The sequence below is a fragment of the Corynebacterium lubricantis DSM 45231 genome, assembly GCF_000379425.1.
Taxonomy (GTDB): Bacteria; Actinomycetota; Actinomycetes; order Mycobacteriales; family Mycobacteriaceae; genus Corynebacterium; species Corynebacterium lubricantis.
Window position 1 is genome coordinate 1 of record NZ_KB902187.1, and the last position, 20,368, is coordinate 20,368.

The 20,368-nt window shown below is 59.2% G+C and carries 17 protein-coding genes and 1 pseudogene; 13 read left to right on the forward strand and 5 right to left on the reverse strand.

The genetic code is table 11. The annotated features are described in order from the left end of the window. The 5 genes and pseudogenes from A37O_RS16060 to A37O_RS0104195 form a co-directional block, all read left to right on the forward strand. The coding region (locus A37O_RS16060) for a transposase (RefSeq protein WP_018295694.1) at positions 1-210 on the forward strand (210 nt) is incomplete at its 5' end. Between the two features lie 77 nt (positions 211-287). Beyond that, positions 288-653 (forward strand): annotated as a pseudogene (locus A37O_RS0104180) (oxidoreductase C-terminal domain-containing protein); the annotation flags it as partial. Further along, positions 650-1,384, forward strand: coding sequence for an HD domain-containing protein (locus A37O_RS0104185; RefSeq protein WP_018296243.1), 735 nt, complete (start codon positions 650-652; stop codon positions 1,382-1,384). The pseudogene A37O_RS0104180 and the gene A37O_RS0104185, both read left to right, overlap by 4 nt. Then, the gene (locus A37O_RS0104190) at positions 1,381-2,871 is read left to right on the forward strand and encodes an aldehyde dehydrogenase family protein (RefSeq protein WP_018296244.1); all 1,491 of its coding nucleotides are present in this window, start codon (positions 1,381-1,383) and stop codon (positions 2,869-2,871) included. The genes A37O_RS0104185 and A37O_RS0104190 overlap by 4 nt, the downstream gene beginning before the upstream one ends. A 97-nt stretch (positions 2,872-2,968) precedes the next feature. After that, positions 2,969-4,225, forward strand: coding sequence for a benzoate/H(+) symporter BenE family transporter (locus A37O_RS0104195; RefSeq protein ID WP_425386895.1), 1,257 nt, complete (start codon positions 2,969-2,971; stop codon positions 4,223-4,225). Positions 4,226-4,268: 43 nt separating this feature from the next. Here A37O_RS0104195 and A37O_RS0104200 read toward each other — a convergent pair whose 3' ends face one another. Continuing rightward, the gene (locus A37O_RS0104200; RefSeq protein ID WP_156802497.1) at positions 4,269-4,589 is read right to left on the reverse strand and encodes a hypothetical protein; all 321 of its coding nucleotides are present in this window, start codon (positions 4,587-4,589) and stop codon (positions 4,269-4,271) included. Here A37O_RS0104200 and A37O_RS0104205 point away from each other — a divergent pair. Next, complete coding sequence (locus tag A37O_RS0104205) at positions 4,588-4,977, forward strand: hypothetical protein (RefSeq protein WP_018296247.1); 390 nt, start codon at positions 4,588-4,590, stop codon at positions 4,975-4,977. The genes A37O_RS0104200 and A37O_RS0104205 overlap by 2 nt on opposite strands. A gap of 3 nt (positions 4,978-4,980) precedes the next feature. On the opposite strand, the gene A37O_RS0104210 is transcribed toward A37O_RS0104205, so the two are convergent. Next, positions 4,981-6,276 (reverse strand): MFS transporter, encoded by a 1,296-nt coding sequence (locus A37O_RS0104210; protein ID WP_018296248.1) that lies wholly within the window; start codon positions 6,274-6,276, stop codon positions 4,981-4,983. Between the two features lie 278 nt (positions 6,277-6,554). Here A37O_RS0104210 and A37O_RS0104215 point away from each other — a divergent pair, with 278 nt between their 5' ends. Then, positions 6,555-7,844, forward strand: coding sequence for an MFS transporter (locus A37O_RS0104215; protein ID WP_018296249.1), 1,290 nt, complete (start codon positions 6,555-6,557; stop codon positions 7,842-7,844). 10 nt (positions 7,845-7,854) lie between these two features. Here A37O_RS0104215 and A37O_RS0104220 read toward each other — a convergent pair whose 3' ends face one another. The 3 genes from A37O_RS0104220 to catA all read right to left on the reverse strand — a co-directional run bounded on the left by A37O_RS0104220 (position 7,855) and on the right by catA (position 10,200). Continuing rightward, positions 7,855-8,100 (reverse strand): muconolactone Delta-isomerase family protein, encoded by a 246-nt coding sequence (locus A37O_RS0104220; RefSeq protein WP_169332145.1) that lies wholly within the window; start codon positions 8,098-8,100, stop codon positions 7,855-7,857. Between the two features lie 22 nt (positions 8,101-8,122). Continuing rightward, entirely contained in the window at positions 8,123-9,244 is a 1,122-nt protein-coding gene (locus tag A37O_RS0104225) for a muconate/chloromuconate family cycloisomerase (RefSeq protein WP_018296251.1), read from the reverse strand. 86 nt (positions 9,245-9,330) lie between these two features. Beyond that, positions 9,331-10,200 carry a catechol 1,2-dioxygenase gene (catA, locus tag A37O_RS0104230; RefSeq protein WP_018296252.1) on the reverse strand — a complete coding sequence of 290 codons (870 nt, stop codon included), beginning with the start codon at positions 10,198-10,200 and terminating at the stop codon, positions 9,331-9,333. A gap of 550 nt (positions 10,201-10,750) precedes the next feature. Between catA and benA the strand changes: the two genes are divergently transcribed. The 6 genes from benA to A37O_RS0104260 all read left to right on the forward strand — a co-directional run bounded on the left by benA (position 10,751) and on the right by A37O_RS0104260 (position 20,276). Beyond that, positions 10,751-12,271, forward strand: coding sequence for a benzoate 1,2-dioxygenase large subunit (gene benA, locus A37O_RS0104235; protein ID WP_018296253.1), 1,521 nt, complete (start codon positions 10,751-10,753; stop codon positions 12,269-12,271). Between the two features lie 47 nt (positions 12,272-12,318). Continuing rightward, positions 12,319-12,813, forward strand: coding sequence for a benzoate 1,2-dioxygenase small subunit (gene benB, locus A37O_RS0104240; RefSeq protein ID WP_018296254.1), 495 nt, complete (start codon positions 12,319-12,321; stop codon positions 12,811-12,813). Positions 12,814-12,886: 73 nt separating this feature from the next. Next, entirely contained in the window at positions 12,887-14,473 is a 1,587-nt protein-coding gene (gene benC, locus A37O_RS0104245) for a benzoate 1,2-dioxygenase electron transfer component BenC (protein ID WP_018296255.1), read from the forward strand. After that, a complete protein-coding gene (locus A37O_RS0104250) occupies positions 14,473-15,312 on the forward strand; it encodes a 1,6-dihydroxycyclohexa-2,4-diene-1-carboxylate dehydrogenase (RefSeq protein WP_018296256.1) in 840 nt (279 codons plus the stop codon). Before benC ends, A37O_RS0104250 begins: the two co-directional genes overlap by 1 nt. A gap of 57 nt (positions 15,313-15,369) precedes the next feature. Continuing rightward, positions 15,370-17,943, forward strand: a complete 2,574-nt coding sequence (locus tag A37O_RS0104255) for a helix-turn-helix transcriptional regulator (RefSeq protein ID WP_018296257.1) — start codon at positions 15,370-15,372, stop codon at positions 17,941-17,943. Positions 17,944-17,987: 44 nt separating this feature from the next. Continuing rightward, positions 17,988-20,276 carry a helix-turn-helix domain-containing protein gene (locus A37O_RS0104260; protein ID WP_156802498.1) on the forward strand — a complete coding sequence of 763 codons (2,289 nt, stop codon included), beginning with the start codon at positions 17,988-17,990 and terminating at the stop codon, positions 20,274-20,276. The last annotated feature ends 92 nt before the right edge of the window (positions 20,277-20,368 follow it).

Consider the following 20,368-nt stretch of genomic DNA (forward strand, 5'->3'; position numbering starts at 1 on the left):
ACCAATGTCGTGGGGATCTTCCCTGACCGTGATTCGGTGGTCCGGTTGGTCGGGGCAGTGCTGGCTGAGCAGCATGAGGACTGGATGCAGCAGCGTCGGTACATGCCTCTGGCGATGCTGTCCTCGACGGCGGAGATGCTGGCGAAGGCCCGGGCAGCTGACGGCGTCGGCGTCGTTGTCGGTGACGGTCAGGAGGCTCTGGTGGCGTAAGGAATCCTGTTCCGTCAGCGGTCAGTTCATCGCTGAGTCAACCGCTGGCGGATACACCACTCAAAAGGACTTGACCGATTGAGAGCGTCAATAATGCCATCGAACACGCAAAGGTCGCGGCCTATTCCGTCATGGGCCAGCGCGAAGAATATGCAGGAATTCCCTGGTTTTGGTCAAATCAAGGCGACCTCAAGCTCCAGATCGCCGGATTGTCTACCGGATTCGATTCCACCGTCATTCGACGCGACGACGAGAAACAAAAGTTCTCGGTTCTGTACTACAAAGACGGCCGGATTATTGCTGCGGATTGCGTGAATAACCCACTTGATTTCATGGCAGTCAAGAAGGCCCTCGGCGCCACGCAAAACATCCCTGCTGAAGCTGCCGCAGACAGCTCGGTTGCATTGAAAACACTCACAGTTGAATTGGAGAAGACCCGATGAGCACGACCAGTCCACAATGGGCTCCGGCCGATAAGAAGGAGCACGCTAACGACGAGCGCGCACAGGAATTTGCCGCGCAGTACCCGCAACGGCCAATCCCCACCGATCAGCCTTTTCACACTGATCCATTAATCACCAGTCCGGCATTCGGACTCGATGAATTGTGGAAGGCCATTGAGCCGGAGACCCGCACGCGCGCAAACGATATTCATCTCCCCGTGGTGGTCGCTTTTGCGACACGGCTGTGCGATGCCTACCCACAAGCAGATCGCGACATCGTTCTGACGGCTGCACTGCTACACGACACAGGGTGGGCGCACGTCGACGAAAGTCGCATTATTTCTGAAGGGTTCAGCGGAGACTGGCGAAAGGCAGCAATTCGCTTCGAGCACGAAGCCGAGGGTGTCAAAGTCGCTCGTCGTGTGCTTCCAGGCCTTGGTGCCGACGAGGCGTTCATCACCGCTGTCTGTGACATTATCGATGGGCACGACACCCGCCATGTTCCTTATTCACTTGAAGATGCCCTCGTACGCGATGCCGATCGGCTCTGGCGCTTTGATCTCGCAGGTATCTCGCTTTCCTGCTCGTGGTTTGGAATGGCTGCAAGCGACTACGTTGCTCGTCTCGAGCGGGAGATTCTCCCCGAGCTGATCACTGAGGTAGCTCATGCAATCGCCAATGCTGACTTGGAGCGCTCCCGCCAGCTACTGCGTACGGAGGTCATCCGATGACGTTGACTAGGTCCGCTGCACTTCCATATACCCACGTCGACGATTTCTATATCGGTGGGCACTGGGTGTCGTCGCAAAGCGATGCTCGAAGCGACGTCACCGACCCAGCAACCGGGGAGGTCTGGGGCTCGGTCCCGGTCGCCACGGAGGTGGAGATCAACGCCGCGGTGGAATCGGCAGCGCAAGCATTGGACGACTGGTCGACGCTGTCGGCGGCGCAACGAGCGGAATTCATGGGTCGGATGGCCGATGAGATTGAACTGCGTGCCGAAAACTTGGCGTTAACCAATTCACGTGAGAACGGCAGTCCGACGAGTGAAACTTTGGGGGCGGCAAAGAACGCTGCGGGAATTCTGCGGTATTTCTCCACTCTTGCGGGCTTTCTCGACGGTGACGATGTTCGCCCCTTCCCTGCGGGCGGCGCGGAGTCCATCGTGGATAAGGATCCGATTGGGGTCTGCGCGCTGATCGCGCCGTGGAATTTCCCCATCAATCTCGTGGTGATTAAGTTGGCGCCGGCGCTTCTTGCAGGGTGCACTGTGGTGATTAAGCCCGCCTCGCCGACTCCGCTTTCCATCCGTTTTATTGTCGATGCGGCCGCTGCTGCGGGCATCCCTGGCGGGGTCATCAATTTGATTACAGGTCCAGGCCGCATGGGAGACACGCTGGTGCGGCATCCGAAAGTTGCGAAGGTCGCCTTTACGGGATCTACCGGGGTAGGCAAAAAGATCGCGGCGGCATGCGGTGAAAATCTGAAGCCGGTCACGTTGGAGTTGGGCGGAAAATCGTCGGCAATTGTGATGCCCGATGTTGATCTCGACGCGATGTCGAAAAACCTCATCCGTACGTGCCTAAGAAACACCGGCCAGACCTGCTATATCTCCACTCGGATTCTCGCCCCTGCCTCGCGCTATGACGAAGTGGTGGACATGGTCGCGGACACGATTGCGTCAGCCAAGCAGGGCGATCCCATGGAGAGCGACACCGTATTTGGTCCGATCGCGAATAAACCTCAGTACGACACTGTCGTGGGGTATCTGGATTCGGCGAAAAGTGAGGGTGCTCGTTTTGTCACCGGTGGTGACAAGCCCGCTGATCTCAGCGACGAGCTAACTAATGGATACTTTCTCGCACCCACTGTGCTTGCGGATGTCACCCCGGATATGACCGTTGCCAAGGAAGAAATCTTCGGCCCAGTGCTCACCATTCTCAAATATGACGATTCGGACGGCACATACGACGAAGCAATTGAGCTGGCAAACAATACAGAATTCGGACTCGGCGGAGTTGTTTTCGGTAGCGATGAATCCGAGGCGTTGAAGATCGCACGCCGTGTGGATTCGGGCTCGGTGGGGATCAATTTCTTTGGTTCCAACCACTCTGCGCCTTTCGCAGGCCGCCACGATTCTGGCCTTGGTGCGGAGTACGGTATCGAAGGATTGAGTGCTTATCTCACCTACAAATCGATTCATCGACGCACACATTAGGATACTGCGTTAGGGGCCTTCTTTAGGGGCAAGACTAGGGAAAACTCCTATTAAAGCGACAGTTTTGTCCGTAGCATGGGCAAATCTGTCGCTTTAAATGTCTAGATCAGGAGTTGAGATTGACGTGAGCATTTTCCCGCTCCTTGCCGTCGAGCGTCCCACGCTGCCGCGGCCCACTCTGAAGGAAATTTTCAGGGACCTCGGCCCGCAGGAGTTCGGCAACGGCATCGTTGCGCTCATCTTCTCGGCGTCGGGCCCCATTGCCGTCATCCTCGCCGCCGCGGCCGCCGGCCAGCTCTCGGCCCAGGAAACGTCGTCGTGGATTTTCGGTGCCTTCCTCGGCAACGGCCTCCTCACCCTGGTGATGACCTATCTTTATCGCTCCCCGATGGCCTTCTTCTGGACCATCCCGGGCACCGTCCTCGTCGGCGACGCGCTCACCCATTTAAGCCTCCAAGAGGTCGTCGGCGCGTACATGGCCACAGCAGTGCTGGTGTTCTTTCTCGGGTGGACGGGTCTGATCGGCAAAATTATGGAACTGCTCCCCGCCACGATCGTGATGGCCATGGTCGCAGGTGTGTTCCTGCGCTTCGGCACGGACTTAATACATTCGCTTATCGACGATCCGCTGATCGCCGTTCCGATGGTGGTCGTTTTCGTCGTTCTCACCATGTTTTCCGCCGTGGGCAAATATCTTCCGCCGGTTGCTACCGCGGCTGTATTGGGCACAATTGTGGCTATCGTGGCCGGCCGTCTCCAGGGCGGGATCTTGGATAACGGTGTCGTCGCAAAGCCTCTCTTGATCGTGCCGGAGTTCTCTTGGTCCGCGATGATCGAGCTAGTCATCCCGTTGGCCGTGACCGTGGTGTTCGTCCAAAACGGGCAGGGTCTGGCGGTCCTGCGCGCTGCGGGACACCGGCAAGGAGTCAATCTCTCTGCTGCAGTCTCGGGATTGTGGTCGATTCCGGTGGGCCTGCTGGGTTGTACTTCCACGTGCCTCACGGGCCCGACCAACGCGTTGATCGTGTCCGGCAAGGACAAGTCGCGCCACTACACAGCTGCGATGGTCACCGCGGTGGGCGCGATTATCGTCGGTATCTTCTCTCCGGCTTTCGTGGGTTTCATGCTGGCCATGCCGGCCTCGTTCATCGCGGCTTTGGCAGGTATTGCCATGTTAACTCCGTTGAAAAATGCGTTTGTCGCAGGTTTTAGTGGTTCCTGGTCGACAGGTGCGCTGGTATGCTTTTTAGTAACTATCACTGAGGTGACTTTCCTTGGTTTGTCTGCACCATTCTGGGGTCTTGTCGCCGGGGTGGTCGTAGGCAAGCTGCTAGATCCTGCCCCCACCAAGTAGAGGGCCGGCGGTAGCTTCGACAGAGAGGCACCGTCATGGGCACTCAGCGAACAATTGTCATCGCAGGTCTCAGCATGGGCGCGGCACTTACTTTGGCCGCCTGCCAGTCTCCGGATCCTCCCCCAGCAGCGGCGCCGTCGTCGACAAGTACTCCGCGCACTACTTCTTCAGCAACACCAGCGACGAGTTCGCGCGTATCTACGAGCTCTTCCGCGCCACAGTCGAGCGCTGGTACCAGTACTAGTACGAGCGCGTCGACGCCTACTTCGCCTACGGCATCAGCGACAACGACAACAACAACGCCCGTTGAGGACCGCTGCCCGTGGCAGACCATTGAAGACTCGCAACCGGGCGAACTTGGCATGCTTTATTGCGACGGCCAGTGGGCACACCTGGGTTGGGCAAACACCGACGGGATGTTCTTCCTGCGTTACGTTGACGGCAGATGGACCGATGTCCCATCCGCTGGCGAGAGCTGGCCGTCAGGCTACCCGTGCTACGACGTTGAGTACTGGGCGGAGCAGGGCGCACCGGAAAATATTACGAACCGGATGTTGGTCTGCTCCACGGAAGAGGGAGAGGAGCAGACTCAGTACGAGCCGCACGGGATGACAACAGAAATGACGACCACTGAGGAGACTGCAACCTCGTCTGCAACCTCGTCTGCAACCTCGTCTGCAACCTCGTCTGCGACCTCAACGGCAACCGAAACTGAATCGGCTCCAGGGACGGACGCAGAAGTCGTCGAGTAACGATTAAGCGTCAATCTCTTTGAGGGTGAGGTCTTTAGTTTCGCGCGCCGTGAGCGCAGCAAGCGCGGCAACGATACAGACCACGGCAACTGCAACGGCAACCGCCTGGTAATTGTCGCCGTTTTCGCCAGCGACCCAACTCGCCAGCACTGGTGCAAAACCACCCGAGACTGCGAAACCGATTTGTGTGCCTAGGGCTAGGCCGGTCACGCGTACCGACGAGGGGAGCATCTCGGCATAGAACGCAGGCCAGGTCGCGTTCGCCATTGAATAGAAGCCACCTGACATCAGCACACCGCAGACAAAGATCAGTGCCCAGTTTCCGTCAGCTACGGCGTTGAGATAGAAGAACATCATGATTCCCGAGCTCAGCGCACCGGAGATGAACACAACCTTGCGACCAATCTTGTCTGCCAGGCGCCCCGAGAGTGGAATGACAACAAGCGCCAGCGCGTTCGCCGCGATGCTGACCATGAGCATCGTCGAGCGATCGAGGCCCACAATGGAAGTAGCGAAGCTCAGCGACCAAACGGTAAAGACAACGTTGACTGTATTAATCAGAGCGGCGCACGCGATTCGGACCACGGCCGTTTTGTGTCGAGAGAGTACCTCGCGCAGTGGGTTTTCGCTCTTGGATTCATAAAACGCCGGCGGCTCAGAGAGCTGCCTGCGAATGAGGTAGGCCGCAACGACAACCACGGCGGAGAGCAAAAATGGGATCCTCCATCCCCAGCTAAAGAGTTGCTCCTCGGTGAGGAAAGCCGTAAACGGCAGGAACACTGCGGTGGCCAGCAGAGTACCGAATTGCGTGCCATGCAGCGTCCACGATGCGGTGTAGGCGCGTTTGTCTTCGTCGGCATGTTCCAGCGAGGTAGAAATTGCCGACGATTGCTCGCCCGCAGCCGACAGCCCCTGGAAGATGCGGCAAACAACCAACAAGATGGGCGCTAAGATGCCCACCTGCTCATATGTGGGCAGAAGTCCGACGGCGAAGGTCGCAGCACCCATCATGAAAAGTGTCAGCATGAGCACGAAGCTGCGCCCATATCTGTCGCCCAGCGGGCCCATGATCAGTGCGCCGAGCGGGCGGACGACATAGGCGATACCCACGGTGGCCATTGAGCCTAAGATGGCCACGGCCGGAGAGGCGTCTTCTGGAAAGAAGAGGTGGTTGAGCACGAGTGCGGCGGCGGTGCCATAGACCGCAAAATCGTAGTACTCGAGCGCAGAACCGATCCAGCTTGATAGTGCCGCTCTCTTCGGTGTTTTCGTCTGAGGCGTCACGATATGCGTTCCCATGCAGCATCATTGTTGTCGCCAAAGTCGACGAGGGGAAATCGGTCTGCGTTTCCCCTCCCCCACTGCCCGTAGTTCTGAATATAATTCGGACTTTTCTCAGTCAATAGGCTAAATTTCTCATTCGTAAATAATTTCACAGTCCGTGACGCCGAGAGCCCTTGAGCCGAACGGAAACGTCTGCCCAGCCACAGTTGTGCAGCCGTTCCCTCTTCGACATAGCAAGGATGCTCCTTTTGGATACCCGTATGGATATACGCTCGCGTATCGATTTCTCACGTATGACTGGCTACCAATGGCTGATTATCGCCTTGGTCACCTACCTCAACGCACTCGACGGATTCGATCTCGTCGCCACGTCCTATTCCGCAAACTCGATTACTGAAGAGTTCGGAATTGGCTCCGCTGCACTTGGCTGGCTGCTCTCCGCCGCACTGATTGGCGTGGGCATTGGTGCTTTGTTCCTCGGTCCCGCTGCGGATAAGTATGGTCGCCGCAAGATCATCATCCTGGCCTCCGTGATCGACCTGATCGGCCTGGCCATGACAGGCCTGGCTACCTCATTTGGTGGCCTGATGTTCTGGCGCGTGGTCACCGGCATCGGTGTCGGCGGCATCCTTGCCTGCATCACCGTGGTGGTCTCTGAGTTTTCCAACCGCAAGTATCGCGGTCTCGCCATGGCGATCTACGCCTCTGGCTACGGCATCGGCGCTGCGATCTGTGGCGTTCTGGCTGGCCGTTTCATCCCCACGATCGGCTGGGAGTGGATCTTCTTCACCGGCGCGATCTTGACCGCGATCGGCCTTGTCGGAATCTTGGTCATCCTGCCCGAATCCACGGACTACCTTTCCAACCGCCGCGACCACGACGGAGTGCGCAAGATCTCCGCACGCATCGGTCTCGGCAGCGACGTCGATCTTAACCCGGTGGTCAAGCAGGACAAGGCTCCGATCCGCCAGCTCGTATCCAAGGAATTCTGGCCGGTCACGATCCGCCTCTGGATCGCATTTTGCTTCGTCAACTTCGGATTCAACTTCGCCAACTCGTGGACCCCGCGCCTGCTTTCCGAGTCCGGCATGACCGCGCAGCAGGGCATCCTTGGCGGCATCATGTTGTCCTTCGGCGGCACGATTGGCTCGATCATCTTCGGCATCATCACCACCAAGGTCTCCGCCCGCAAGGTGCTGATTACCTTCTCCATTCTCGGAGCGATCGCGCTGGTGGCCTTCATCTACTCGGTGTCGCTGCCCGGTATCGCCTTTACCCTGGGTGTACTCGTGGGCATGCTGCTCAACGGTTGTGTCACCGGCATGTACACCGTCACCCCGGCCGCCTACCCGTCACATCTGCGCGCCACCGGCGTGGGCACCACCCTTGCTGTGGGCCGCGTCGGCTCCGTCCTCGGCCCGGTCATCATCGGCTACCTCGCCGAGGCGGGCTGGAGCCCGCAGGCGCTCTACATCACCGCAGCAGCCGTGTTCGTCCTCGCCGCATTCGCGCTCGTCGGCTTGAAGTCGCCACAGACCGAGATCCAAACCTCCACCCAGGTCGGCGACAAGGTCAGCGCATAAAAGAGCTCGCTTAACGACGAGCCAACGCCACCACGCTCACCTCGAGCCAGGGAAACAACGGCAACCCCGCGATGAACTCGTGGGGTAGTTCCATTTCTACGATCCCAACGACAGCCTGTTTACCGACGACGCGATGAAAATCCTGCGCGTACTCGTCGTCAAGCATCTCTCTTGTGCGTGCAAAAAGGTCAGCTCGGATCTCCGGGTCCATGTCCCCGGGGGTCCGAGCTTCTAAAGAGATGAGGTAGCGGTTCACCCTGCTCATCCTAGTGCGAGCACTAGTCGCGGGCGAACGCCTTGACCTTGTCCCAGTCCGGGTCGAGGCCAAGACCTGGACCCTCGGGCAGTTTGACCACGCCATCTTCGTAGACGAGGTCCTCGGTGGTGTACGACTCCTTGAGCAACATCGGGCCGAAGAGCTCGGAACCGAAGGTGATCGCCGGAGTGGAACAAGCGAAGTGCAAGGACGCGGCGGTGCCGAATGGGCCCTCCAGCGAAGTAGCACCGTGGCAGGCCAGGCCTGCTGCTTCGGCAATCGCAGCGGTCTTCTTCGACTCCTGGAGGCCACCGAGCTTGGTGGTCTTGATGGCGATCACGTCGGCTGCCTGAGCCTTCACCACGGCAAGGGCGTCGGCTGGCGAGCACACCGACTCGTCGGCCATCACGGGCACACCGATGCGGGTGGTGATCTCGCGCAGGGTGTCCAGATCGTCGGCAGGGGTTGGCTGCTCGAAGAGCTCGATGCCGGCATCCTTCAGACGTGGTAGGTACCGCAGTGCGGTGAGGCGATCCCAGCGTGCGTTGACGTCGATGCGCAGGCCGACCTTGCCGTCAAGTGCCTCGGAGAGCTCGGCGATGCGCTTGGTGTCGCGGTCAGGGTCGCCGGCACCCATCTTCAGCTTGAAAGATTTGTGTCCGTGGGAGGCAATGCGCTCCTCGATCTCGGCCACGGCTTCGTCGAGAGGCAACACGCCAAGCGCCCAGGTCACGTCGACCTCGTCGCGAAGTCGGCCACCGAGCAGGTCGCGGACCTGCACTCCGAGGGCACGGGCCCACGCGTCGTGCATTGCCACGTCGACGGCAGCCTTGGCGAAACGCATGTTTGCCACGGAGCCCTCAAAGTCCTTGAGGATGCCTACGAGTTCATTGACTTCGCGGCCAACCATGATTGGTGCCAAGTGTCCGTCGATGATGACCTTCATGGTCTCAGCGGACTCGCCGCCCCACCATGGACCGCCTGGGACGACACCCTCGCCGTAGCCCTTGACCCCGCCGTCGAGGACGACCTCGACGAGCAAGATGGGCTGAGAAGTAGCGGTGTAAGTGGCAAACCCGTGCGGGCGGATCAGCGGGACGTCGAGCAGTGTCGTATTTACTTGCGCAATTGTTAGATCAGACATGTGTACTCCTTGCTTAGCAGCGAAACCCCCACACCCACAGTAGCGGGGTGCGGGGGCTAGAAGGTAGACCAGTAAAGTCTTCCTAATTAGTCTTCCTTGTCCAGCGCGAAGCTGTAGTTGACCAAGTTGTTGCCGTCTTCGGTCTTCTGTGGATCCAGGATGAGCTCTGGCTTCACTGCGGTTGCAACGTCATTCTCAACCCAGTCTCCGCCCTGGAAGTACAGCTGAGTGGTGATCTCACGGTAACCCGGGTGCTTGATGCGCAGGTGCAGGTGAGCTGGGCGCCATGGGTGGCCGCCGTAGGAAGCGATGAACCAGCCGGTAGGACCGTCGGTTGGGATCTGGTACGGAGCAGGCTGCAGAGTCTTGATCTCGTACTCGCCGTTCTCGTTGGTGCGGATGGTGCCGCGCAGGTTCCACTCTGGGATACCAGGAGCGAACTGGGAGTAGTAGCCCTCTTCGTCCGCGTGCCACAGCTCAACGGTTGCGCCGCCGAGGCCGTTGCCGTCAACGTCGGTGACCGAACCCTTGAAGATCAAAGGAGTTGCAGCCTTGTCCTGCTCGCGCATTGGCATTTCGGTGTTCCAAGGCAGCTCTGGAGCGTTCTCCACGTAGTAAGGGCCTTCGATGGAACCCTTGGTGCCGGTGTAGCCCATGCGGTTGTAGTTGATCTGCTCGATCTCGTGCTCGAGGAAAACGTCCAGCCACAGTGGCCACTCGCCGTACTCGCCAACCTGGATGAGCCAGTTCTTCAGCACGCGGTACTCGTCGTAGGTGACCTGGTGCTTACGAGCTACCTCGCCAAGTGCTGCCAAGGTGTCGGTGTAGATCGCGTTAGCGCGCTCCTGGGAAGTATCGGACTTCACAGCCTCGTGCTTGAACTTGTCGGTTGCTGCGTTGCCGGAACCCTTTGCGGTTAGGTCGCCCTCTGCGCCGGAGAGATTTTCGAAGGACATGTATGTACTCCTGGTAGTTGGTGAGTTGGTGATTTCTGCTCGTAGCATGTGCCAGTCTACTGAGCATCTCACTAAAGAGTGATCCGCCCTGTTGGCCTACTAAGAGTGTGGCCTAAACCACGAGGGACTCGCAAGGGGGTAGGCGCCTCATTTGGCCCACTTGAGTGTCGTTTCCCAGCACAAAGAGCAAATGCACTGCTAGTGAACGCAGCGTTCACATTGTGAACCCAATGCCCCTAGCCAACCCTAGGAATTGTACTAGGGATCGGGGGAGGTTCGCCATCTCGTACTACTTTTCGCCATAAATTACGCCATTTAGCTGGAGTTTCTCATTTTTGAAAACTGACCCCCTAATCACACCTAGGACATTCCCCAATGTGATGCAGTTCATTCTTTGACAGCATTGTGGCATCCCACCCCGCAGTTCATATGAGCCAAATCCAGCACAACCGCAGGTAAGGCGCCTGTTCGGCACACGGTGGAAGCCCCGAGATAAGTCTTCCAGCTTATCCAGATCACTCTTGAACTCTAGTTAGCAAAGGAACGCACCATGACGTCACCGACCGCAGATGTTCGCGAAATCCTCTCCCGCGTCCTTCAGAACGAGCCAGAAGAAGGCATCGTCCGCCTCAACCGCGAAGTCTTCACCGATGAAGAAATCTTCGACCTCGAGATGAAGTACATTTTCGAAGGCAACTGGATCTTCCTGGCCCACGAGTCCCAGATCCCTAACGTTGGCGATTACTTCACCACCAACATCGGCCGTCAGCCAGTTGTGATCACCCGCTCCAAGGATGGCGAGCTCAACTGCATCGTCAACTCTTGCTCCCACCGTGGCGCGATGCTGTGCCGCAAGAAGGTCGACAACCGCACCACCCTGACCTGCCCTTTCCACGGCTGGACCTTCTCCAACGACGGCACCTTCCTCAAGGCCAAGGACGAGGCCAACGGTGGCTACCCTGACACCTTCAAGAAGGACGGCTCCCACGACCTGCGTCGCATCCCGAAGTTCGAGTCCTACCGCGGCTTCCTCTTCGGTTCGCTTAACGACGATGTCGTGCCGCTCGAGGAGTTCCTCGGCGATACCCGCGTGATGCTCGACATGCTCATCGACCAGTCCCCTGAGGGCCTCGAGGTTCTCAAGGGCACCTCGACCTACACCTTCGACGGCAACTGGAAGCTGCAAACCGAAAACGGCGCGGACGGCTACCACGTGTCCTCCGTGCACTGGAACTACGCGGCCACCACCGGCCGTCGCTCCACCGGCGAGTCCGAGAACGACACCAAGGCCATGGACGCAGGCAAGTGGGGCGAGCAAGGTGGCGGCTACTTCTCCTTCCCTCACGGCCACCTCGCACTGTGGACCGAGTGGGCAAACCCTGAGGACCGCCCAGTCTTCGACCGCCTCGGAGAGCTGCAGGAACTCCACGGCGAAGAGCGCGGCAAGTTCATGGTTGGCGCATCGCGCAACCTCTGCCTCTACCCGAACGTCTACATCATGGATCAGTTCTCCACCCAGATCCGTCGCCTCGAGCCAGTCTCGGTAGACAAGACCGAAGTCTCCATCTACTGCATCGCTCCCAAGGGCGAGTCCGCTGAGAACCGCGCGAACCGCATCCGCCAGTACGAGGACTTCTTCAACGCAACCGGCATGGCTACCCCAGATGACCTGGAAGAGTTCCGTTCCTGCCAGAAGACCTACCAGGCAACCTCCTTCCCATGGAACGACATGACCCGCGGCTTGGAGCACCAGGTTGAGGGCGCTAACGAAGTAGCGAAGCAACTGGGAATGAACGAAGTGCTCTCCTCCGGTGCCCGCGCTGAGGACGAGGGCCTCTACCCAATCCAGCACACCTACTGGGAAGAGCTCATGGAAAAGGCCGTCGATCAAGAAGACGCCGACCTAGCCGCCCGTACTTCCAAGCAGGTGCGTGACGACGAGGAATCGTCTGCAGCCACCGTCGCATTCGCCAAGGCACGTGCAGCTGCGAAGGCCTCCTCTTCCTCCTCCGCCAGCGCAGGCGAAACCAGCTCCACCGGCCGTCGCGTCCGCCGCAAGCGCAAGCAGTAATCGTCCCTCGCTTTCACTCACACACCTATTTCAAAGGAGCTTCGCCAATGTCTGAAATCACCCGCGAACAAATCCAAGATTTCCTTTACTACGAAAACCGCCTCCTCGATGACCGTCAGTTTGAGGAGTGGCTCGAGTGCTACCGCCCAGACACGTCCTACTGGATGCCGGCCTGGGACGTCGATGAGCAGCTGACCACCGACCCACAAAATGAAATCTCGCTGATCTACTACCCCACCCGCGCTGGCCTCGAGGATCGTGTGTTCCGCATCCGCACCGAGCGTTCGTCTGCAACCTCGATCCCTGAGCCACGCACCAGCCACAACGCCTCCAACATCGAGATCTTGGAGCAGCGTGACGGCGAAGTAGACATCCGCTACAACTGGATTTCTTACTACTTCCGCTACAACACCACCGACCACTACTTCGGCACCACGTGGCTGACCATCGACTTCTCTGGTGAGAAGCCACAGATTGCAAGCAAGAAGATCGTTTTGAAGAACGACTACATCCACCACGTTGTAGATATCTACCAGCTCTAATTCGTTCTGGTTTTCACGTAATTGAAGTTCAGTATTAGGACCCACGAAAGTTGGGTAGAACAGGAGGCCACTCATGGCTGACCCACAAGTTGCCCTGACCTTCGAAGACGGTGTGACTCGATTCATCACCGTCGAAGAAGACCAGACCATCACCGATGCGGCATACAAGGCACGAATCAACATCCCCTTTGACTGCCGTGACGGCGCCTGCGGTACCTGCAAGGCGTTCTGTGAGTCTGGCGAGTACGAAGAAGGCGAGTACATCGATGACGCCATGACCGAGGAGGAGGCAGACCAGGGCTACATCCTGGCGTGCCAGACCTACCCTATCGAGGACATGGTTGTGCAGATTGCCACCACGTCTGCGGCGGCGAAGGCCGGCGCAGCAACGCTGATTGGCCACATCACCGAACTCGACCGTCTTTCGGAGTCGACAGTGCGATTTGCCGTGCAGCTAGAAGAGCGCGATCAGCTCAACTACCTGCCGGGTCAGTACATGAATATTGCCCCACCTAATGCTGACTTCCACCGTTCTTACTCTTTCAGCTCGGGCCCAAGCGACGACATTGTGACCTTCCTGGTGAAGTACACCAAGGACGGCAATATGACTCGCTACCTCACCGAGGAAGCCAAGGTCGGCGACCGACTCAACCTCACCGGCCCCATGGGTTCGTTCTTCCTGCGCGAGCCACAAGCCCCAGTCACGCTGCTCGCCGGCGGTACCGGCTTGGCTCCCATCCTGGCGATCTTGGAGAAGCTCGCCGAAAACCCTGATCTTGACCAGCCCGTGCGCCTGATTTACGGCGCTACCTTCAACCACGACATCGTCGAGGTTGAGCGTCTCAATGCTTTCAAGGACAAGATCAAGGACTTCGACTGGTTCTCTGTAGTCTCTGCACCGGATGAGGAGCACGAGCGCAAGGGCTACGTCACTCAGTTCATCACGGACGAGCACCTGCACGACGGCGACGCTGACATCTACCTGTGTGGCCCACCACCAATGGTCGAGGCAGTACGTACCTTCCTCAATGATCTGGATAACCCACCGGCTAACTTCTACTACGAGAAGTTCACCCCGAATGCCGCAGCGGCAGCCGGAGAGAAGAAGCCTGAGCCAACGGCTACGAAGCCAACGACGACCAACGTCGTGGAAGATGGCCTGTCGAAGACCGTCACCTCGGATGAGGCAGGTGGCATCGAAACCGGCCACATCCTTACCGCAAAGACCAACTCCGAAGCACAGTTCAACGCACTTATGGCGCTTGAGCTTGGCGTGGTCACCCTCATGATCGACAAGCTTGACAGCGAGGACTACGCGGAACTGCGCCGCCGCGCAGAGGAGTGCAAGAAGTACATCGAGGGTGACAAGTTCCTCGATGCTGTGGCCTACACCGAGGCGAACCACAACTACCACGACTTCTTGTTCGATCGTTCCGGTAACCCTGCGATGCAGCAGGCCTACCACGTGCTCGATGTCGTCGAGGTCATGCACAACGAGCTCGCCGATAAGGGCTTTGTGGCACCAGGTGTAGTCCAAGACCACTTCGACTTCGTCGACGCGCTCGAAGCACACGACTTCGACGCCGTGCGCACCATCGTCGAGCGCCACCACCGCAGCGCCATCAAGACCGTCCACACCGCTATCGAGGAGAGCAATTAATGGCCAAAGGTGAGATGCCTACCGGCGCAGGAATCGAAGGAACGCCTGAACTAATCACCCCGGAGCGCTTCAAGGGTCAGGTCGTGTTGATCACGGGCGCAGCTCAAGGCATCGGCCTTGCGGTTGCAAACCGGATCGCGCACGAGGGTGCTCAGCTCTTCCTCGTTGATCGCGCGGATCTCGTCGGGGAGGTTGCTAGCGAGATCGCGCAGCGCTCCGGTGCCGAGATCGGCTGGGCCACGGCGGACCTGGAAACCTTCGCTGGTGCCGATTCCATGGCGCAGGCCTGCAAGGACAAGTTCGGACGCATTGATGTCGCAATCAACGTTGTTGGCGGCACCATCTGGGCGAAGCCTTTCGAGCGCTACGCACCGGAAGAGATTGAAAAGGAAGTCAACCGCTCCCTCTTCACTACCCTGTGGTCCGTGCGCGCCGAGCTTCCTCACCTCATTGAGGCTGGCGGCGGGACGATCGTCAATGTGTCCTCCGTTGCTACCCGCGGCGTCAACCGCGTGCCTTATGCAGCATCGAAGGGTGGCGTCAATGCTTTGACTTCGGCGCTCGCGCTCGAGGCTGCCGAAAAGAATGTTCGCGTGGTCGCTACTGCCCCAGGTGGCACCCTCGCACCTGAGCGCAAGGTGAAGCGTGGGCCAGGACCTGAGGGCGAACAGGCCAAGCAGTGGTACCAGGCGATCGTTGATCAGACCATCGATTCCAGCTTGTTTAAGCGCTACGGAACGTTGGACGAACAGGCTGCACCTATCGTGTTCCTGGCTTCTCGCGAAGCCAGCTACATCACCGGATCGGTGCTTCCTGTCGCTGGCGGCGATCAAGGATAATTACTTAGGGTCGTGTGAGGGATTTCCCTCGCAAGACCTGACGTAAGGTGAACAATCATGGCTTATAGTGCAGCGACCGATACCCAAAGAGTGGTTGAGCAGATCGTCGGCTCCCCCGCGGGAACCGGAACAATTATCATTCTGGCCGGTCCGGGCCCCTCAGAAGTAGTGGACCGAGTGGTGCGTACTCTTCCGGGATTCGCCATCGCGCGAATCTCTGCAATGGAATGGCGCAGCGAGGACCAGGGGTGGCTTAGCTGTCAGCTGCAGCGCGACCTTGGAGACTTTAAGGAACTCGATTCCGCGAAGTCCGCGCAGGCCATCGTGGTGGATAACGCCCAGTGGGCAGACAAGTCTTCGCTGCACGAGTTGATCGAGCTGGCGCAAACGACCAAGGAAGGTCGTTTCGCCTTGGTGCTTGCCACCACGTCCAACACGACCGTGGAACAGTATCGCTACCTGGCTGATCTCACCATCACATTGCCGCCTCTGGGTATCGACGATGTTGCTGCCTTAAGCCTGCGTCACCGCGGTGTGCACTTGAATCCGGATTTGAGCAATCGCGTCCTTGAAGTCACGGGAGGCGACCCGGGGCTCATTCGCGACCTCCTAGACGCGGTTCCCGAGGACCACTGGCACCAAAGCAACCCCTACTTGCCGCTGCCCGCGCATTGGCGTCGCGCCTTCGATGAGCGGACCAAGGACATAGATGTGATTGAGGCCCTGCAGACCGTCAGCGCATGCAGCGACCTCGATGCGCTCGAAGAACTTATCGACGACAAGCTGCAGCTCACCACCGCTTTCGCACACGGAATCGTGCATTCGGTTCCCGATGGCACTCGTCGCGTCGTGGTCTTTGCCAATTCCACCGACCTCGCCGTCATTCGTGCCTCTACCCCACCCGAGGAATTGCGCTCAATCCACCAGCGGGCAGCAACCTGGTTCCGTGTGCAAGGCAATGAAACTGAAGCGCTCATGCATGACGCGCAGGGGCTCGAAGAATCCTCCGATGAGCTGGCCGAGATCATGACGAAAAGGTCGCGTCAGCTCAGCATGGCGGGAAACTATCGACAAGCGTTTACGATGTTGAGTTTTGCCTCCAAAGTGGCCGGCGATTCGTCGTTAAGCGACAAGCTCACTCTTCGCGCTATCGAGTCGCTGATCTCCGACTCTGATATTCCTCGTGCCCGGCAATACGCCCTGCAAATGCGAGGGCAGGGCAACAATGCACACGTGGATTCGATCCGCGGTTACCTCGCTCTGCATGAGGGTCGACGCTTCGACGCGAAGTCCCTGATCGAGCGTGCCTGGGCAACTCTGGAAGCACACGATAGTAAGGACGCGGAGATGCGCACACGCGTCGCATCGCGTCAAGTACTGCTCTCCTTGTGTGAATGGCAACCGGAAAAGCTGGTCGGCTGGGCAGCGACGAGTAGCCAGTGGGCCGAGCCACAATCGTCAACGAACCTGGAGGCGCACTATATCTCGATTATTGGCAAGGCCGCGACCTCCGGTGTCGCCCCGGACGACGCTCCCGTGCCCTGGGAGACTGAGATCATGGCGCAGCGTCGCCACATGGCTACCGGCTGGGTCGCACTCGTCCACGACGATCTCACTGCCGCGCGCCAGCACCTGATGGTGCAAAGCTCAGGCGAAGGCTCGGAACGCATTGGTACCTGGATGGATGCGTGGCTTGCGCGCGCTTACTACCTATCCGGGGATCTCGATGCCGCAGAACGTGCCATGGAGCGCGGACTAGCCCGCGTCGAGCGCTTTGGCATCACCTTCCTCGAGCCACTATTGCTGTGGACCGGGTCAACCATTGCCAGCATGCGCGGTGACCGCGAGCTCACGCGTATGTATACGAGCCGGATGACCTTAAGTCACGATGCATTCCCGATCCAGCAAATCCCTTCGGCCATGGCGCGTCTGCACGTCGCGCAGACCGACGCTGATTTGACCACCGCGCTGCGTTTCGGCCAGCACCTCGTTGACCTGGACAAAGAAGTGGACACCTCGCAGCCGGGTTTTTGGCCGTGGCACGACGTGTGGGTCAATACCCTGGTCCAGGCCGGGCGTCTCGACGAGGCGCAGTGGCAAATCGACCGTGACCTCGATCGGGTCCAGGCCTCGAACATCATCTCGGTCAAGGCCAAGCTGAACACCTCGCACGGTCGCTTGCTGCTCGCCCAAGGTGAGGTGACCAAGGGAGTACAGCTTTTCGACGACGCCATGTCCATGATTGAACCGCTGAATACCCCTATCTATACCGCCCGTATTTTGTTCGAGTATGGCCAGGCGCTGCGCCGCGTCGGCAAACGAAAACTTGCCGACGACCGCTTCGCCCGTGCCGCCGAACTCTATGCCACGATGGGTGCTGATTTCTTTGTCGAACGCTGCAACCGAGAGCGTCGCGCCGGTGGCTTGGGCTCCCGCGAGCCTTCGCCCAATGGGTTGACGCCGCAGGAGATGGAGATTGCCACACTGGTCGCCGACGGTGCCACCAACAAGGAAGCCGCGACCGAACTGTATCTTTCGGCCAAAACTGTGGAGTATCACCTCACGCGGGTGTATCGAAAGCTGGGGATTCGTACGCGCTCCGAGCTTTCGCGCGCCTTGCATAACCAATAGGTTCTGTCTGCCCCCATGGTGTGCTTCGCCTAGGGTAGATATTTATGAATGCTCGGACGAGTACGATGCTGCGCGGTGACATCGTGGACCGGATCACTTCCCTGATCTCTGCCCATGAACACCGACTCGTCGTGCTGCCCACCACCGTGGGGATGGGCACCAAGGAGTTCCTGGATTCGCTGCCGGAGTCGCTGTCTGGCTCCCTGTCTGGCGCTCTTTCTGGCGAGCGGACGTCGGTGTTCACTACGTTGCCGTGGGAGCGCGACGAACCCGGCGCGCTGCTCGCTCAACTCCCTGACCCTAGCGCGGCGGCACCCATTTATGTGATCCACGATTTCGATCAGGCCGACGAGAGGTCTTTTCAAACACTCATCAAAGCGGCAAAACGGGAGTCCACGACCCTTATCGCTTCGGTCACCTCGGATCGCGTGCACGGTTTTGCTGATGACGTTATTGATCTTCCTCCCCTCACGATGCGCGAAACCGACCAATTAGTACGCCTGATTACCGGGCACAAATTGCCAGTGATGCTCGTCGAGGAGCTCTATGTGGCAAGTCGGGGTCGCCCAGATTTCATCGTCGAGATCCTGCGTGAAACTCCGCGGGATTCCTGGACCCAACCCGGGGCAACGCTGGCGATTCCTTCGGCGTGGCATGACGAATTCGCAGCGCGCACCGCAGACCTGAGCCCGCAGACCCGCGACGCTCTCTTCGCTCGGCCGCTGAAGGCAGAGGACCTGCAGGAAGCTATTAGCGCTGGTCTCGTAGATCTTCGTCCGTCAGAAAAAGGCCGTACCCCGGTCCTGAGGGATCCGCGCTTCGCTGCCATCACCGATGCCGCAACCCCCACCGACGCGCGCGCGAGCAATCCCGTGACCCGCGAAAAGTTGCTGTTGCAGAAGGCCACGTCCCACATCGCTCACCTGGATTTGGACACAACTGAGCTCTACCTGCAGGACTGCACGGGAATCGTTGATGTGGAACAGCGCGATTCCTTGACCGGCTATGTTGCTCTCTACGGCGGGCACCACGCCCAGGCCACAGCAATGTTGCGCCAGACCACAAATTCTGCCGATCAGTCGGCCATCGGATCCGTCTATGATCTGTCGAACTGGGATCTCCACGCCGTAGCGAAACGCTCGGCGCACATCATGACGATTACGGCTCCTACCTCTGAGCACCACGAAGAAGCCAAGATCCACAACGCCTTCGCCCGCGACATCCTCGAAGGCAAGAAACCCGCCGAAGCGCCAGAATTTACCCACACCATTTCCCGGGAGCGCGGCAGTCTGTTTGCCGGGTGGGTCGACCTCGCCAACGACGATCCTCACAGCGCCCGCGTCAAACTGCGCCACGTCCCCGGCGGCGCCCTGTCGGTCAGCATGTGGCGCGACGCCGTACTCGCCCGCACCCTCTACGTCACCGGCGAATGGAAGGCCGCCAAGGAAGTTGTCGAACGCGGGTTGTCCACCTGCGAGCTCAACGGCATCTCCCTCCTCCAGCCGTTTCTGCTCTGGACAGGCGCCCAAATCGCCGCCATGGAGGGCAACGAAACACTTGCCAATTCCTACCTCAAGCGCACCAACATTGGCAGCGACTCCTTCCTTATCCAGCAACTCCCCGCCGCGATGGGCAAGATGATCGTCTCTGCCAGCGTCGGCGACCTCCGCATCGCGCTCGATGCCAGCGAAGCCCTCGCCCGCACAGTCCGCGGCGTGGATACCTACCATCCCGGTTATTGGCCATGGGAAGATGTCTACGCCCAGACACTGATTCGCGCCGGGCGTATCGACGAAGCCGACCAGGTCATCACCGAAGCCGACGAGCGCAGCCGCCCCTTCCATCTCCGGTCGCTGTTCGCCAAAAATGCCGTGCCGCGCGCCACGATCATGATGCAGCGCGGACAGACCACGAAAGCATTTTCGCTTTTCGACGACGCCGTGGACTCCGTGGAGCACTCAGAAATGCCCGCCTACGCGGCACGAGTGTTGTTTGAGTATGGTTTGGTCCTGCGCCGCGGCGGGCGGCGGTCCTTTGCCGACGAGATTCTGCGCCGCGCCTCCGACCTCTTCTTAGAGATGGGCGCGCACGCGATGGTGGAGCGCTGTAACCAGGAACGACGCATTAGTGGTGTCGGCGGGCACGTCCATAACAAGCTCGGGCTCACGGCCCAGGAAGAACAAGTCGCCCACCTGGCTGTCGAGGGCACCACCAACCGTGAGATCGCCCGCCAGCTGACCATTGCTCCCAAGACCGTGGAATATCACCTCACGCATGTGTACAAAAAGCTTGGGGTCAAGGGCCGCGATGAGCTCGCGGCGGTGCTGCGGTAGATTCGCGGCCGCCCTGCTGTCGCGTGGTCGAAAACCGACCGACCCCTTTTTCGACCACCCGGCGCTTTTCGACCATCCGACCCAGAAAAACA